Consider the following 13,548-nt stretch of genomic DNA (forward strand, 5'->3'; position numbering starts at 1 on the left):
TGGCGGAGAGGGTGGGATTCGAACCCACGGAACCCTTGCAGGCTCAACGGTTTTCGAGACCGCCCCGTTCGACCACTCCGGCACCTCTCCGCGCTTTCTGGTGTGGTGAGGCGGGGATTTAGAGGGGTAGGGGTTGAAGCGCAAGGGGGTTTCCCGCAAAAAAAGCGCAAGGTTGAATTATTCCAACGAGAGGGCGGGTCAATGTTGTCGGTTTCGGGACTTGTAGGGATCTTGGTCCTGCCCTGCATGCTGACCTTTGCGCCCGATGTGGAGGCGCCCGGTACGCCTTTGACAACGGCGCCTTGGGTTCAGGCTCAGGCGACGGTTGAACCTGATGAGCCTGTGCAGCGCCTGTGGCAGGTTCTGGATATGCAGACCATGATGCCCATTCTCCGGCAGGAGGCTGTGAACGAGGCTGCCCGGCTCCAGGCCGAGGGCCTGATTCAGGGCAACGGTCGCTCCTGGCCCGAGGTGGTGGCGCAGATTCACCATGATGCACGCCTCGAGGCACTATTCCGGGACGGTGCATCTGCGGCCTTGGCGCGCGTGGACGGCCAGCTCTTGGCTGAGGGATTGGAATTTTATGAAACGGAACTTGGGCGGCGGATGGTTGGGTTGGAAACCTCGGCTCGCCGTGCATTGCTGCAGGAAGAGGTCGAAGCTTCGGCCACCGAGGACTTTGCGCGTGCCAGAGCGGACGGCAATCCGCGAGCCGAGCAGATCCTGCGCCTGATCGACGGTGCCGACCTGGTGGCCCCGAACGTCGCCAGCGGCCTGAACGCATCGGTCGCTTTTTCGCGGGGCTTTGCCGAGGGGGGAGGCTTTGACATGCCCCTGACCGAGCAGCAGATGATGGCGGAAGCCTGGGCGCAGCAGGAGCAGATCGAAGCCGATGCAACGAATTGGCTTCAGGGCTTCCTGATGCTGGCTTATTCGCCGCTGACGGATACCGAGATGGAAGATTATATCGCCTTTGCCACGTCGCCCGCGGGCAAGATCTTGGCCCAGATATTGTACGGCGCATTCGATCGCGTTTTTGCCCGAACATCCTATGACATGGGTCTTGCTGCTGCTCTTCGGTTGCAAGGGCGCAGATTGTGAGCGTGGTCCTGATCGGTCCCCTTTGCGGGCCGCAGTTGATGGCTGCGCTGGATCTGCAAGGCGATGCTGTCGTCCTGCGGGGTGAACTTCGGGGTGGCAAGCGTGCAGGCATTGATCGGGACGACTGGCCCCGGCTGGTCGAGGGCGATGCCCGGCTGCAAGGCATGAAAGTGGAGGCGAACGCGGCACTGCAGCGCTATGCCTCTGTGATGGGCCTGCATCCGGTCCTGCACGAAGGTGCTACGGTCATGGGTGTTTCGTTCAAGGGAGAAGGCCCGGCATGGCAGGTCGATGACGCTCGGGACGCCTTGGCCGCCGAAATCGCGCGGCAGATCCTGGCGGCACCCGGCGGCATCGCTGCCTCGGACGGCGCGGCGCGGCTGCCGATGACGGGTGTCTGGGCCGCCAGCCGGCTGCGGGCGCAGGCGATGCCGCCTTCGGGCGGGGACGTCGTCGCTCGAAGGACGCGCGACAGCGTGACGATTCTGGACAGACATCAGCCGTTCCTGGGCTTCTTTGGGGTGGAGGAACAGCGGCTGACCTATCCGCTCCACGCGGGCGGGGTCAGCCGGCCTGCGAGGCGCGAGGCGTTCCTGATGGGGGATGCGGTTGTTCTTCTGCCTTGGGATCCGGTTCGTGACCGTGTGCTGGTCGTCGAGCAATTTCGCTTTGCCGCATTCTTGCGTGGCGATCCGCAACCTTGGCTGCTCGAGCCCATTGCCGGGCGCGTCGATGCAGGAGAGGACGTCGAGGCCGCGATCCTGCGCGAAGCACGGGAAGAGGCCGCGCTGGAGATCCGCAGGTTGATTCCCTGCTTTCAGGCCTATCCAAGCCCCGGCGCCGTTTGCGAGTTCATCTATCACTTCATCGGCATTGTGGATCTGCCCGATGACGTTGCAGGCATTCACGGCCTTGATGGCGAGGCCGAGGACATCCGCGGCCATCTGCTGGACCGCGCGGCCCTGTCGCGCATGGTCGATCAGGGACAACTGACCGATGCACCGCTGATCGCGCTTTCGTTGTGGCTGGACAGCCGTGCAGCGCGGCTGCGGAAGGAACCAGAGCAAGCCTAGCCCCGTTCGGACAGCTGTGGACCACCGGGTGGGGTTGCCCCCCGAGCGCCCGAATGTGTAGGTAACCGGGACCCATGACACATCCCGAAAGAAGGTCGATCGCCATGCGAATTTGTACTGACCTGGCCGACGCGATCGGCAAAACGCCGTTGATCCGCCTCAATCGCGCCAGTGAGGAAACCGGCTGCGAAATCCTTGGCAAGGCCGAGTTCATGAATCCCGGCCAGTCGGTCAAGGATCGTGCGGCCCTTTACATCATCAAGGACGCCGTGGCGCGGGGCGCATTGCGCCCGGGCGGCACCATTGTCGAGGGTACGGCCGGCAATACGGGGATCGGGCTGGCCTTGGTCGGTGCATCGATGGGCTTCAAGTCGGTGATCGTCATCCCTGAAACGCAGAGCCAGGAAAAGAAGGACATGCTCCGCTTGGCCGGCGCCACGCTGGTCGAGGTTCCTGCTGCGCCCTACAAGAACCCGAACAACTATGTGCGCTACTCCGGGCGCCTGGCAGAAGCCTTGGCGCAGACCGAGCCGAACGGCGCCATCTGGGCCAACCAGTTCGACAACACGGCCAATCGCCAGGCCCATTTCGAAACCACGGGCCCCGAGATATGGGAGCAGACCGGCGGCAAGGTGGACGGCTTCGTCTGCGCCGTGGGGTCGGGCGGCACCTTGGCCGGCGTGGCCGATGTCCTCCAGCCCAAGGGCGTCCGTATCGGGTTGGCCGATCCCGAGGGCGCCGCGCTGCGTTCCTTGTATACCACCGGAGAGTTCGACAGCCCGGGCAGTTCGATCACCGAAGGGATCGGGCAGGGGCGCATCACCGCCAATCTGGAAGGGTTGAAGCCTGATTACAGCTGGCGGATTTCGGATGCCGAAGCTTTGCCGATCGTCTTCGACCTGCTCAAGGACGAAGGATTGTGCCTGGGCGGATCGTCCGGCATCAACGTTGCCGGTGCGATCCGGATGGCACGGGAGATGGGTCCGGGCCACACGATCGTGACGATTCTGTGCGACTACGGCACACGCTATCAGACCAAGCTGTTCAACCCCGAGTTTCTTCGGGCCAAGGGTTTGCCCGTGCCCGAATGGCTGACCAAACCCGCACCTGCTCTGCCGGAAGTCTTCAAGGACTGATGCACGTCATGCGCCATATCCTTGCCAGCCTCTTGCTGGTCTGTCTGACGCTGGCCGCCCTTCCGGGGGTGGCGCAGCAGATCGAAACCCCGAACTACCGAACTTGGGAGGTCGTGGCCGAGCGCGCCGAGGCCCTGACCAGCAATTCCCAGACAACAACCGAGGAGCTGGGAACCACCCGCGAACGGATCGTCCAATGGCGCGACAGGCTGCAGGCAGCCCAGAACGTGAATGCCGAACGCATCGCAACCCTGCGCAACCAGATTGACTCCTTGGGGCCGGCGCCCGCCGAAGGTGAAACGGAAGATGCCGAACTGGCCTCGCGGAGGGCCGAGCTGAACCAGCAGCTGTCGACGGCGCAGGCGCCGCGACTGGCCGCAACCGAGGCTGCCAGCCGTGCCAGCTCCATCATCTCGCAGATCGATGAGGTCATCCGTGAACGGCAGGCGCTGGAACTGTCAAAGCAATCGCCTTCACCCCTGCTGCCCGGAAGCTGGGCAGCGGCGGCCAGCGACGGGATCGATCTTGCACAAGGGGTGGCCGACGAAATCTCTGGCCAGAATGCCACGCCTGAGGTTTGGCAGGATCTTCGGGGCCAACTGCCGCAGGTCGCCTTCTATCTTATCCTCGCGGTGCTTCTCCTGAGCTTCGGGCGGCGCTGGATCGACAGCCTGCCGTCGCGCCTGTCGGCGCGAGCCTCGGAATATTCGCGGGCGGTTCTGGCCTTTGTCGTGTCGCTTGGCCAGATCGCGATCCCGATGTTCGGCCTGTTTTTGGCCATCAGCGCCATTCAAGCGACGCAGCTTCCAGGTCCTTGGACCACGCCTTTCCTGAACGCGCTTCCCGTGGCGGGGGTGATCCTCTTCGGAGGCATCTGGCTGGCTCGGGCGCTGTTTCCGCGCAAGCCGATCGCCTATACCTCGCTGAACATGGGAGAGGGTGCGCGCGTCTCTGCGGGCCGCATGGTGAACACTCTGGCGGCGCTTCTGGCGGTCCATCACATCCTGTCGCGCGCTGTTCTGCCGCTTTCGGGACTGTATGAACGTGGAGAAGCACAGGCGGGCCGTGTACCCATCGAGTTTTCGGAGGAAGCTGCGGGCGTCTGGCACCTTGTTCTCATCGTGCTGGCGGGCCTCGCCATGTTCCGGCTTGGCAATATCCTGCGCCGTCTGCGGCACGATGCCGTGACGCAGGATCTGTCCTATCGGCACTGGATCGTCACCTGGGCCGGCGAGCTGACCCGGATCGTTGCCCTCATCGCGGTGCTGGCGACAGCGGCGGGCTATGTGAACCTGGGCAATCTGTTCGCATGGCCTTGGATCCTGTCGCTGGCGCTGATCGCCTTGTTGATCCTGCTGCAGGACTTCATCGCCGACCTGTTCAACATGCTTCAGCGCGGTGCAGAGGGCGCGCGCGAGGGATTGGCCCCGCTATTGACGGGGCTTGCGCTGGTGCTGCTGTCGGTTCCCGTATTCCTGATCATCTGGGGCGCCACTCGCGAAGAACTGGGCGAATACTGGATCCGGTTCCGCACCGGCATCAGCTTGGGCGGAGTCACCCTGTCGCCGGGCGCGATCCTGACCTTCCTCGTGATCTTTGCCATCGGTTATATCGTGACACGCAGCGTGCAGAGCGCGTTGCGGACCTCGATCCTGCCCAAGACCAAGCTGGATGCGGGCGGGCAGAATGCTGTCGTGTCAGGCATCGGCTATGTGGGGATTGTGGTGGCCGCGCTGCTGGCCATCACCTCGGCCGGGATCGACCTGTCCGCATTTGCCATCGTCGCCGGTGCGCTGTCCGTCGGTATCGGTTTCGGCCTGCAGAACATCGTGTCGAACTTTGTCAGCGGCATCATCCTGTTGATCGAGCGCCCGGTCAGTGTCGGCGACTGGATCAGCGCGGGCGGGCAGCAGGGGATCGTCAAGCGGATCTCGGTCCGGTCGACCCAGGTAGAGACCTTTGACAAGACCGAGGTGATCGTCCCCAACAGCGACCTGATCAGCCAGCCGGTCATTAACTGGACCCGCCACAACAAGGTCGGCCGGATCATCATCCCTGTGGGCGTCGCCTATGGCAGCGACACGCGCAAAGTGGAGCGGATCCTGCGCGAGATCGCCGAGGATCATCCGCTGGTGGCGATCGATCCGGCGCCCGCGATCCTGTTCCGCGGCCTTGGGGCAGATTCTCTGGACTTCGAGATCCGGGCCATTCTGGCTGATGTGGGCACCGGGCTGGGCGTGACGTCGGACCTGCTGCATTCCGTGGTCGCACGCTTCGCCGATGAAGGGATCGAAATCCCGTTCGCGCAGCGCGACATCTGGTTGCGCAACCCGGAAACCCTGTCCGGCCAACAGCCGCGTGTAAGAGAGGCTGCCTCCGGAGCTTCGACCTCTCCCGATTCCCCGTTGATCCGTGACGCACTGGGTGAAGCGCCGGGGCTGCCGGATGATGGGGCGGAAGGCAGCGATCGCTAGCACTGGCATGGGGCGCGCGGCTTTGGCCCCCCTGCCGTCAGGCGGCGATCTGATCCTGCGGCAGATCACTGCTGCCATCGTCAGGCAGACCTTCGCGGGAAAGCATCACCGCCACCGGCCGCAGCCACGGGATATGCGCGCAAACGATCATCAGCGCCACCATGATGGGCACGGCCAGGAACATGCCGGGCACGCCCCAGACAGCGCCCCAGAAGGCCAGGGACAGGATGATGCCAAAGCTGGACAACCGGAGGGTTTGGCCCAAGAGCATCGGATCCAGGATATTGCCGATGATGAACTGAACCAACGTGATCAGGATCCCGATGATCAACGTCAGGGTCGGATCGCCGGTCAGAACAAAGACCAGTATCGTCCCGATTACGGTCGCGATGATCGATCCCACCGAAGGAATGAAGTTCAGGATGAAGGTCAGGATCGCCACTGCGGTCGCGAGTTCCAGCCCCGCCGCCCGAAAGATCACCCATACCAGCAGGGACGTGACGGCGCTGACCCCGGTCTTGACCACCAGGTAACGGTTCACCCGGTGCATGATCGAGGTGATGATCTGCCGGACCTGCCGCGCCTGCACCGGATCACCGGTCAGCCGTTCGATCTTGACCGGAAACCAGACCTGCTCGGCAAACATGAAGCCCACGAACAGGATCACCAGGACGCTGCCTGACAGGATGCCCGAGGCTTGTCCCGCCAGCGACCGGATCCAGCCGGTGATGTTGAAGTTCGACAGCGCGGTCATGATCCGCTCTTGAGCCTCGGGTCCGAGGCGCGAGGTCAGGTCGGGCAGGGCGGCTTGAGCACGCTCGGCATAGGTGATGGCCAGGAAGACGATTTCGTTCACCTGGGCAAGGATCGTTGTCGACACCCAAAGAAGGCCGAGCGCGATGCCGAACAGGGCCAGTGTCGTCGCCAGCCAGTTCGGGACCCTCAGGCGGCTGGAGATCGCGTGAATTGCGTCGGAAGTCAGCGAGAACAGGATGATCGCAATGGCCAGAGAGATCAGGATGAAACGGGCCTGAACCAGCATGAACAGCAGCAGCGAGAACGCGATGATGCCCAGAAACCCCGTCTGCAGCCGCTCCCGCAGCACCGATTCGTTCGACTGATCCAATCCCGGCCCTCAGTTCGATAAGAAAAAACCCGGCCCTTTGGTGGGGCCGGGCTGATGATGTCAGTCCTGAACCTCATCACCCAGAACATCTCCGTCACCCTGCTCCGCGACGCGGGCGACCGAAACGACCACCTCACCGTTGGTGGTGTTGAAGACCTTTACGCCGCCGGCGCTGCGCGACCGGAAACTGATGCCGTCGACCGGCACCCGGATCGACTGCCCGGTGGAGGTCGCCAGCATGATCTGGTCGCCCGTTTCCACCGGGAAGCTGGCCACGAGTGGCCCGCCCCGCATCGCGCGGTCCATGGCCATCACGCCTTGGCCCCCGCGCCCGCGGACCGGGTAATCGTGGCTGGAGCTGATCTTGCCTGCGCCCTTGGCCGTGATCGTCAGGATCAGGTCCTCGGCTGCCGACATCTCGACATAGCGTTCCTGCGTGATGCTGCCCTCGGGTGCGGCATCCTCATCCTCGTCGGCCTCGGCCCCGTCATCCAGCGCCCCCGCAACGGCGCGGCGCATCTTGAGATAAGCGACGCGTTCGGAAGGATCGGCCTCGAAGTGGCGGATGACCGCCATGCTGACGACGCTGTCGCCGTCGGCCAACCGGATGCCGCGGACACCTGTCGAATCCCGGCCCTTGAAGACGCGGACTGCCGTGGTCGGAAAGCGGATGGCACGGCCTTGGGCGGTCAGCAGCATCACGTCATCCTCGGTCGTGGCCATGCGCACGCCGATCAGGCTTACGCCTTCGGGCAGCTTCATGGCGATCTTGCCATTGGACCGGACGCTGCCGAAATCGGACAGCGCGTTGCGACGCACATCCCCGTCCGAGGTGGCAAAGATGACCTGGTAGTTTTCCCATTCGGTCTCGGGCGCGTCCACGGGCATCAGGGCGGCAATGCTGACGCCCGGATCGATCGGCAGGATGTTGACGATGGCCTTGCCCTTGGAGGTCCGGCCGCCAATCGGCAGCCGCCATGTCTTGAGGCGGTAAACCATCCCGTCCGTGGTGAAGAACAGCAACTCGGTATGCGTGTTGGCCACGAACAGGGTGGTGACCACGTCATCTTCCTTGGTGGCCATGCCCGACAGGCCCTTGCCGCCGCGACGCTGCGACCGGAACTCGGCCAGCGCCGTGCGCTTGAGATAGCCGCCCGAGGTGATGGTCACGACCATGTCCTCGCGCTCGATCAGGTCCTCGTCCATCATGTCGCCGGACCAGTCGGTGATCTCGGTGCGGCGCGGCACCGCGAACAGCGTCTTCACCTCGTTCAACTCGTCCGAGATGATGGCCATGATCCGCTCGCGCGAGGCAAGGATCGCGAGATATTCGCGGATGCTGTCGGCCAGAGATTGCAGCTCATCCGTGACTTCCTTGACACCGATCTGGGTCAAGCGCTGCAGGCGAAGGTCCAGAATGGCGCGAGCCTGGATTTCCGAAAGGTTGTATGTCCCATCCTCGTTCACGGGATGCAGCGGATCGTCGATCAGACGCAGGTACTCGACGATGTCATGGGCAGGCCAGCGACGCTCCATCAGTCGCTCGCGCGCCTCGGCTGCATCGGCGCTGCTGCGGATGGTGGCAACAACCTCGTCCACGTTGCTGACCGCGACGGCCAGACCGCACAGAACATGGCTGCGTTCACGTGCTTTCCGCAGTTCGAACGCCGTGCGACGGGCCACGACCTCTTCGCGGAAGCTGATGAAGTAGGTCAGGAAATCACGCAGCGCCAATTGTTCCGGCTTGCCGCCGTTCAGCGCCAGCATGTTGCAGCCAAAGGTTGTCTGCAGCTGGGTAAAGCGGAACAGCTGGTTCAGGACCACCTCGGGCGTGGCGTCGCGCTTCAACTCGACGACGACGCGGACACCGTGGCGGTCGGATTCGTCCTGAACGGTGGCAATGCCTTCGACACGCTTTTCCTTGGCCAGTTCGGCGATGCGTTCGATCAGCGTGGACTTGTTGACCTGATAAGGGATCTCGTCCACGACAATGGCATAGCGATCCTTGCGCGGTTCCTCGATATGGGTCTTGGCGCGGATGATGACGCTGCCGCGCCCTTCCAGATAAGCCTTGCGCGCACCGGACCGGCCAAGGATCGTGGCGCCGGTCGGAAAATCGGGGCCGGGAATGATCTCCAGCAGGCGTTCGGTCGGCAGGTCGGGATCGGCGATCAGTTCCAGCGTGGCATCGATCACCTCGCCCAGGTTGTGGGGCGGGATGTTCGTGGCCATGCCGACGGCGATGCCGCCCGCGCCGTTGACCAGCATGTTCGGAAAGCGCGCCGGCAGGACGGTCGGCTCACGGTCCTTGCCGTCATAGTTGTCCTGGAAATCGACCGTGTCCTTGTCGATGTCCATCAGCAGGAAGTTGGCAGGCTTGTCCATGCGCACTTCGGTATAGCGCATGGCCGCCGCCGGATCGCCGTCCATGCTGCCGAAGTTGCCTTGTCCGTCCAGCAGCGGCAGCGACATCGAGAAATCCTGCGCCATCCGCACCAGCGCATCATAGATCGCACTGTCGCCATGGGGATGGTACTTGCCCATCACGTCGCCGACCGAACGTGCCGATTTGCGATAAGGCTTGTCCGAGGTGTTTCCGCTTTCATCCATCGCATAAAGGATGCGCCGATGCACCGGCTTCAGCCCGTCACGCAAATCGGGGATCGCGCGGCTGACGATGACCGACATGGCATAGTCAAGATACGAGGTCCGCATCTCGGCGCTGATGTCGATCAGCGGTCCGTCGTGATGCATGACCACGCGCGTCCCGGCGCCACCTTCCTCGCCGGTCTCGGGGGTTTCGGGCAGATCGTCTTCTGGGGTGTCGGCCACGGGTATTCCTCAACATCTAGTTGGAATTACCTATAGCCGAGAGGGCGGCGCGGGGCAATCGCACCCCCGCCACCAAGGTCGGGAAAACCACCGTTTTCGGCGCTCAGCCGCGCTTGCGGGCTGCGATCGCCCACAGTCCAGCCAGACCGGCCGACAGGATCGCGTTCCAGCCAGCCATCGAGACGCCAAGGAAGCGCCATGCAACCTCGTCACAGCGAACCACCGGGGCCGCCTGCAGGCGCGTCATCAGGTCCTGCGCGCTCAGCCGTGTCAGATCGCCGACCCCGCCCGAACAATGGGTGGGCCCCTGCCACCATGTCATCTCGACACCGACATGATATAGCGCCAAGCCAGCCGCCGTCAGCGCCGCCAGCATGCCCAAGAGGGCAAGAGCGCGGACATGGCCGGTCACCAGGATCAGCGCGGCCACGGCCATGGCCGCCACATGCGGCCAGCGCTGCAGGATGCAGAGCTCGCAGGGGGCATAGCCAACAGCCTGGAAGCCCAGTGCAGCGGCCAGAAGCAACGCCGATCCGATCCCCGCCGCAAGGGAAAGCGTCCTGCCCGTCACAGGAACCTCACCGCGGCGAAGCCCCCGATCAGGCAGGCCATGAAGACGGTGAAGACAAGCCCCAGCCGCTTTTCAATAAAGTCCCTCACTGGCGGTCCGAACCGCCACAAAAGCGCCGCGACCACGAAGAACCGCCCGGCACGCCCCACGATCGACGTGAGGATGAACAGCGGCAGTGACAGCCCGACTGCTCCGGAAAAGATGGTGATGACCTTGAAGGGGAAGGGGGTCAGCGCCGCGATCAGCACTGCCCAGCCGCCATATTCGGCGAACTGCTGCGTCAGTTCCTGATAGGCCGCCTCCTTGCCATAGGCACTCAGAACCCATTGCCCGATGGATTCCATCAGCACCGCGCCGATCCAGTAACCTAGGAGAGCGCCCAGAACCGATCCGGCAGTGGCGATCAGCGCGATGATCCAGGCCCGTGCCCGTTGCGCCAAGATCATCGGGATCATCAGGACGTCAGGGGGGATCGGAAAGACCGAGCTTTCGACAAAGCTGATCGTGAACAGCGATGTGTCGGCGTGTTTGTGTCCGGCCAGACCCATGGTCCAGTCATAAAGCCTGCGCAGCATCGCGGTCCCTCTTGTGTCCTTCCATTGTTGCATCGTCGGCCGGCCCCTTGGCGTCAAGTCCCGCGACCAAAGATCGCGTCCCTGTGAAGCGGCGCGGAACTGCAATGGCGCAGGCGACGTTTTCCGCCCACGCCTGATCGGGCGGAGCAACGGGCGGAGGATCAGGCATGAAATGGCAGGGACGGCGGGGCAGCAGGAATGTCGAGGATCGGCGCGGCATGGGTGCTGCGGGCGGGTTGGGCATTGCAGGCACGTTGGTGGTGCTGGCTGTCGGGTATTTCTTCGGCATCGACGTGAGACCTCTCGTGCAGGGTATGGATCAGCAGGTCGGCTCGACCGAACTGACGGAGCGCGACGAACAATGGGGCGAGTTCGTGTCGGTCGTGCTGGCCGATACCGAGGAGGTCTGGCAGCCTGTTCTGCGCGATCAGGCAGGCATGGAATATCAGGACCCGACGCTGGTCCTGTTCCGCGGCGCCGTGCAGTCCGCCTGTGGCGGCGCCAGTGCAGCGATGGGGCCGTTTTACTGTCCCGGTGATCAGCGGGTTTATCTGGATACGGACTTCTTCGACCTGATGGCCGACAGGATGGGGGCAGGCGGAGATTTTGCGGCGGCTTATGTCATCGCGCACGAAGTGGGACATCACGTCCAGAACCTGACCGGCACCCTGGGGGCCGTCAACCGCGAGCGGGGAAACCTGCCCGAGGTGCAGTCGAACCAGCTGTCCGTGGCGACCGAACTGCAGGCTGACTGTTATGCTGGCATCTGGGCACGGCAGGCGCAGGAACGCTTCGGCACGCTGGACGTTGGTGATCTGGAAGAGGCGATGCGTGCGGCAGAGGCTGTGGGCGACGATGTGATCCAAGCCGATGCGGGTCGGACTCCCGTTCCCGACAGCTTCACCCATGGATCGGCCGCTCAGCGTCAGGAATGGTTGATGCGCGGCTTCGACTCGGGCGACATGAGACAATGTGACACATTCGGAAGCGGCGAACTGTGACCCAATTCTGTAATGACGATGGGAGAACAAGATGACCACGATACTGACATTGCTTGGATTGCTGACGGCCTTTGCAATTACGCTGAAACTTGGCGCGCCAAAGCCGCGCCTCGTACCGGTCCGCCAGAACAGGCGCTGAACCTTATCGCGGAACCCTTGGTGCACGTCCGCTGTCAAGGGTCGCCCAGTCAGGCCACAAACCCAGCTTTTCCAAGGCAACCAGCACCAGCCCCGCGGCAACGATGCTCAGAACCAGCTTGACCATCCTGGCACTGGGCGGCCGGCGCGCCCATTTCGCGGCACGCAGCAGCCAGATCATGTTGTTCATCGCGCGCCTCGCCTGTTAAGTCCTGTTGCGAATCGAACCAGACGCCGCGACGAAACTCAAGAGCCAGCCTTTGCCCCATCACCAGGACAGTCGAAACCTGCCGTACAGCGCGCGCCAGATGTATGATCTGGTGGCCGACATCGAAAGCTATCCGCAGTTCCTGCCATGGAACAGCGCGGCCCGCATCCGTTCCCGCGAGACCCGCAGCGATGGAGCCGAGGAGATTGCGGCCGATCTGGTCATCAGCTTCAAGGTCTTTCGCGAGCGCTTTGGCAGCCGTGTCGTTCTGTGGCCCGAGGATGATCAGGGTCGGCTCAAGATCGATACCGAATATCTCGATGGGCCTTTCCGCTACATGCGCAGCGGATGGACCTTCTGCGACCGAGCCGGGGGTGGTTGCCATGTCGAATTCTTTGTCGATTTCGAGTTCAAGAACATGATCCTGCAGCGTCTGATCGGGGTCGTCTTTCACGAGGCCATGTCCCGCATCGTCCGCGCCTTCGAGGATCGGGCCCGAAAGCTCTATTCCACCACCTGAAGCCGTGTTGGCCGGTCAAACGAAAAAGCCGCCCCGAAGGGCGGCTTTTGTTCAGGTCAGCGCTGCCTTCAACGCTTCCGCCTTGTCGACCTGCTCCCAGCTGAAGGCCGTGGCGCCGTTCAGCGCGTAGGGGTCGCGCCCGAAATGGCCATAGCTGGCCGTCGGCCTGTAGATGGGGTGCAGCAGGTTCAATTCGTTGATGATGGCAAAGGGCCGAAGGTCGAACACCTCCCTCACGACATCGACGATCCGTTCCACCGGCACTGTTTCAGTCCCAAAGCAGTTCAGGCTGATCGAAGTGGGCTCCGCCACGCCGATGGCATAGCTGACTTGGATCTCGCACCGGCTGGCGAGTCCGGCCGCAACGATGTTCTTGGCCACCCAGCGGCCTGCATAGGCGGCCGAACGGTCGACCTTGGACGGATCCTTGCCCGAGAACGCACCGCCGCCGTGGCGCGCCATGCCGCCATAGCTGTCGACGATGATCTTGCGCCCCGTCAGTCCGCAATCGCCCACCGGACCTCCGATCACGAACTTGCCCGTCGGATTGATGAAGAACTTGGTATTCTCCGACAGCCATTCGGCAGGCAGGACCTGCTTGATGATCTCTTCGATGAACGCCTCTCTCAGGTCGGCCAGTGCGATTTCGGGATTGTGCTGCGTCGAAAGGACAACCGCGTCGATACCCTGGGGCCGGCCATCGGAACCATAACGCAGGGTGATATGCGACTTGGCATCAGGACGCAGCCATGGCAGCGTTCCGTCGCGTCGCACCTTCGACTGCCGTTCGACC

General features: G+C 63.3%; 12 protein-coding genes and 1 tRNA gene. 6 read left to right on the forward strand and 7 right to left on the reverse strand.

Annotated elements, in window-relative coordinates; all coding sequences use genetic code 11:
- Positions 1-90: transfer RNA gene (locus tag ACLHHB_RS16655), tRNA-Ser, on the reverse strand.
- A gap of 111 nt (positions 91-201) precedes the next feature.
- Between ACLHHB_RS16655 and ACLHHB_RS16660 the strand changes: the two genes are divergently transcribed.
- From ACLHHB_RS16660 to ACLHHB_RS16675, 4 genes are all read left to right on the forward strand, one after another.
- Positions 202-1,101 (forward strand): hypothetical protein, encoded by a 900-nt coding sequence (locus tag ACLHHB_RS16660; protein WP_410219401.1) that lies wholly within the window; start codon positions 202-204, stop codon positions 1,099-1,101.
- A complete protein-coding gene (locus tag ACLHHB_RS16665; RefSeq protein WP_410219402.1) occupies positions 1,098-2,174 on the forward strand; it encodes an NUDIX domain-containing protein in 1,077 nt (358 codons plus the stop codon). Before ACLHHB_RS16660 ends, ACLHHB_RS16665 begins: the two co-directional genes overlap by 4 nt.
- Positions 2,175-2,278: 104 nt before the next feature.
- Complete coding sequence (locus ACLHHB_RS16670) at positions 2,279-3,310, forward strand: cysteine synthase A (protein ID WP_410219403.1); 1,032 nt, start codon at positions 2,279-2,281, stop codon at positions 3,308-3,310.
- An 8-nt stretch (positions 3,311-3,318) separates the two neighbouring features.
- On the forward strand, positions 3,319-5,784 hold the full coding sequence (locus ACLHHB_RS16675; protein WP_410219404.1) for a DUF3772 domain-containing protein: 2,466 nt from the start codon (positions 3,319-3,321) through the stop codon (positions 5,782-5,784).
- Positions 5,785-5,821: 37 nt separating this feature from the next.
- On the opposite strand, the gene ACLHHB_RS16680 is transcribed toward ACLHHB_RS16675, so the two are convergent.
- From ACLHHB_RS16680 to ACLHHB_RS16695, 4 genes are all read right to left on the reverse strand, one after another.
- Positions 5,822-6,910 carry an AI-2E family transporter gene (locus ACLHHB_RS16680; RefSeq protein WP_410219405.1) on the reverse strand — a complete coding sequence of 363 codons (1,089 nt, stop codon included), beginning with the start codon at positions 6,908-6,910 and terminating at the stop codon, positions 5,822-5,824.
- A gap of 60 nt (positions 6,911-6,970) precedes the next feature.
- Positions 6,971-9,664 carry a DNA gyrase subunit A gene (gene gyrA, locus ACLHHB_RS16685; protein WP_410219412.1) on the reverse strand — a complete coding sequence of 898 codons (2,694 nt, stop codon included), beginning with the start codon at positions 9,662-9,664 and terminating at the stop codon, positions 6,971-6,973.
- A 181-nt stretch (positions 9,665-9,845) separates the two neighbouring features.
- The gene (locus ACLHHB_RS16690) at positions 9,846-10,313 is read right to left on the reverse strand and encodes a disulfide bond formation protein B (RefSeq protein ID WP_410219406.1); all 468 of its coding nucleotides are present in this window, start codon (positions 10,311-10,313) and stop codon (positions 9,846-9,848) included.
- Complete coding sequence (locus ACLHHB_RS16695) at positions 10,310-10,888, reverse strand: YqaA family protein (RefSeq protein ID WP_410219407.1); 579 nt, start codon at positions 10,886-10,888, stop codon at positions 10,310-10,312. Before ACLHHB_RS16695 ends, ACLHHB_RS16690 begins: the two co-directional genes overlap by 4 nt.
- 167 nt (positions 10,889-11,055) lie before the next feature.
- On the opposite strand from ACLHHB_RS16695, the gene ACLHHB_RS16700 reads away from it, so the two are divergent.
- Positions 11,056-11,889 (forward strand): neutral zinc metallopeptidase, encoded by an 834-nt coding sequence (locus tag ACLHHB_RS16700; protein ID WP_410219408.1) that lies wholly within the window; start codon positions 11,056-11,058, stop codon positions 11,887-11,889.
- 142 nt (positions 11,890-12,031) lie between these two features.
- Here the strand turns inward: ACLHHB_RS16700 and ACLHHB_RS16705 are convergent, their stop codons facing one another.
- The gene (locus ACLHHB_RS16705) at positions 12,032-12,217 is read right to left on the reverse strand and encodes a hypothetical protein (RefSeq protein WP_410219409.1); all 186 of its coding nucleotides are present in this window, start codon (positions 12,215-12,217) and stop codon (positions 12,032-12,034) included.
- Positions 12,218-12,287: 70 nt separating this feature from the next.
- On the opposite strand from ACLHHB_RS16705, the gene ACLHHB_RS16710 reads away from it, so the two are divergent.
- Entirely contained in the window at positions 12,288-12,755 is a 468-nt protein-coding gene (locus tag ACLHHB_RS16710; protein ID WP_410219410.1) for a type II toxin-antitoxin system RatA family toxin, read from the forward strand.
- 51 nt (positions 12,756-12,806) lie between these two features.
- Here ACLHHB_RS16710 and metK read toward each other — a convergent pair.
- Positions 12,807-13,548, reverse strand: a 742-nt coding sequence (gene metK, locus ACLHHB_RS16715; protein ID WP_410219411.1) for a methionine adenosyltransferase, incomplete at its 5' end; no start/stop codon positions are given.

Origin of the sequence: Paracoccus sp. (in: a-proteobacteria), from assembly GCF_046462195.1 — a bacterium.
Lineage (GTDB): Bacteria > Pseudomonadota > Alphaproteobacteria > Rhodobacterales > Rhodobacteraceae > Paracoccus.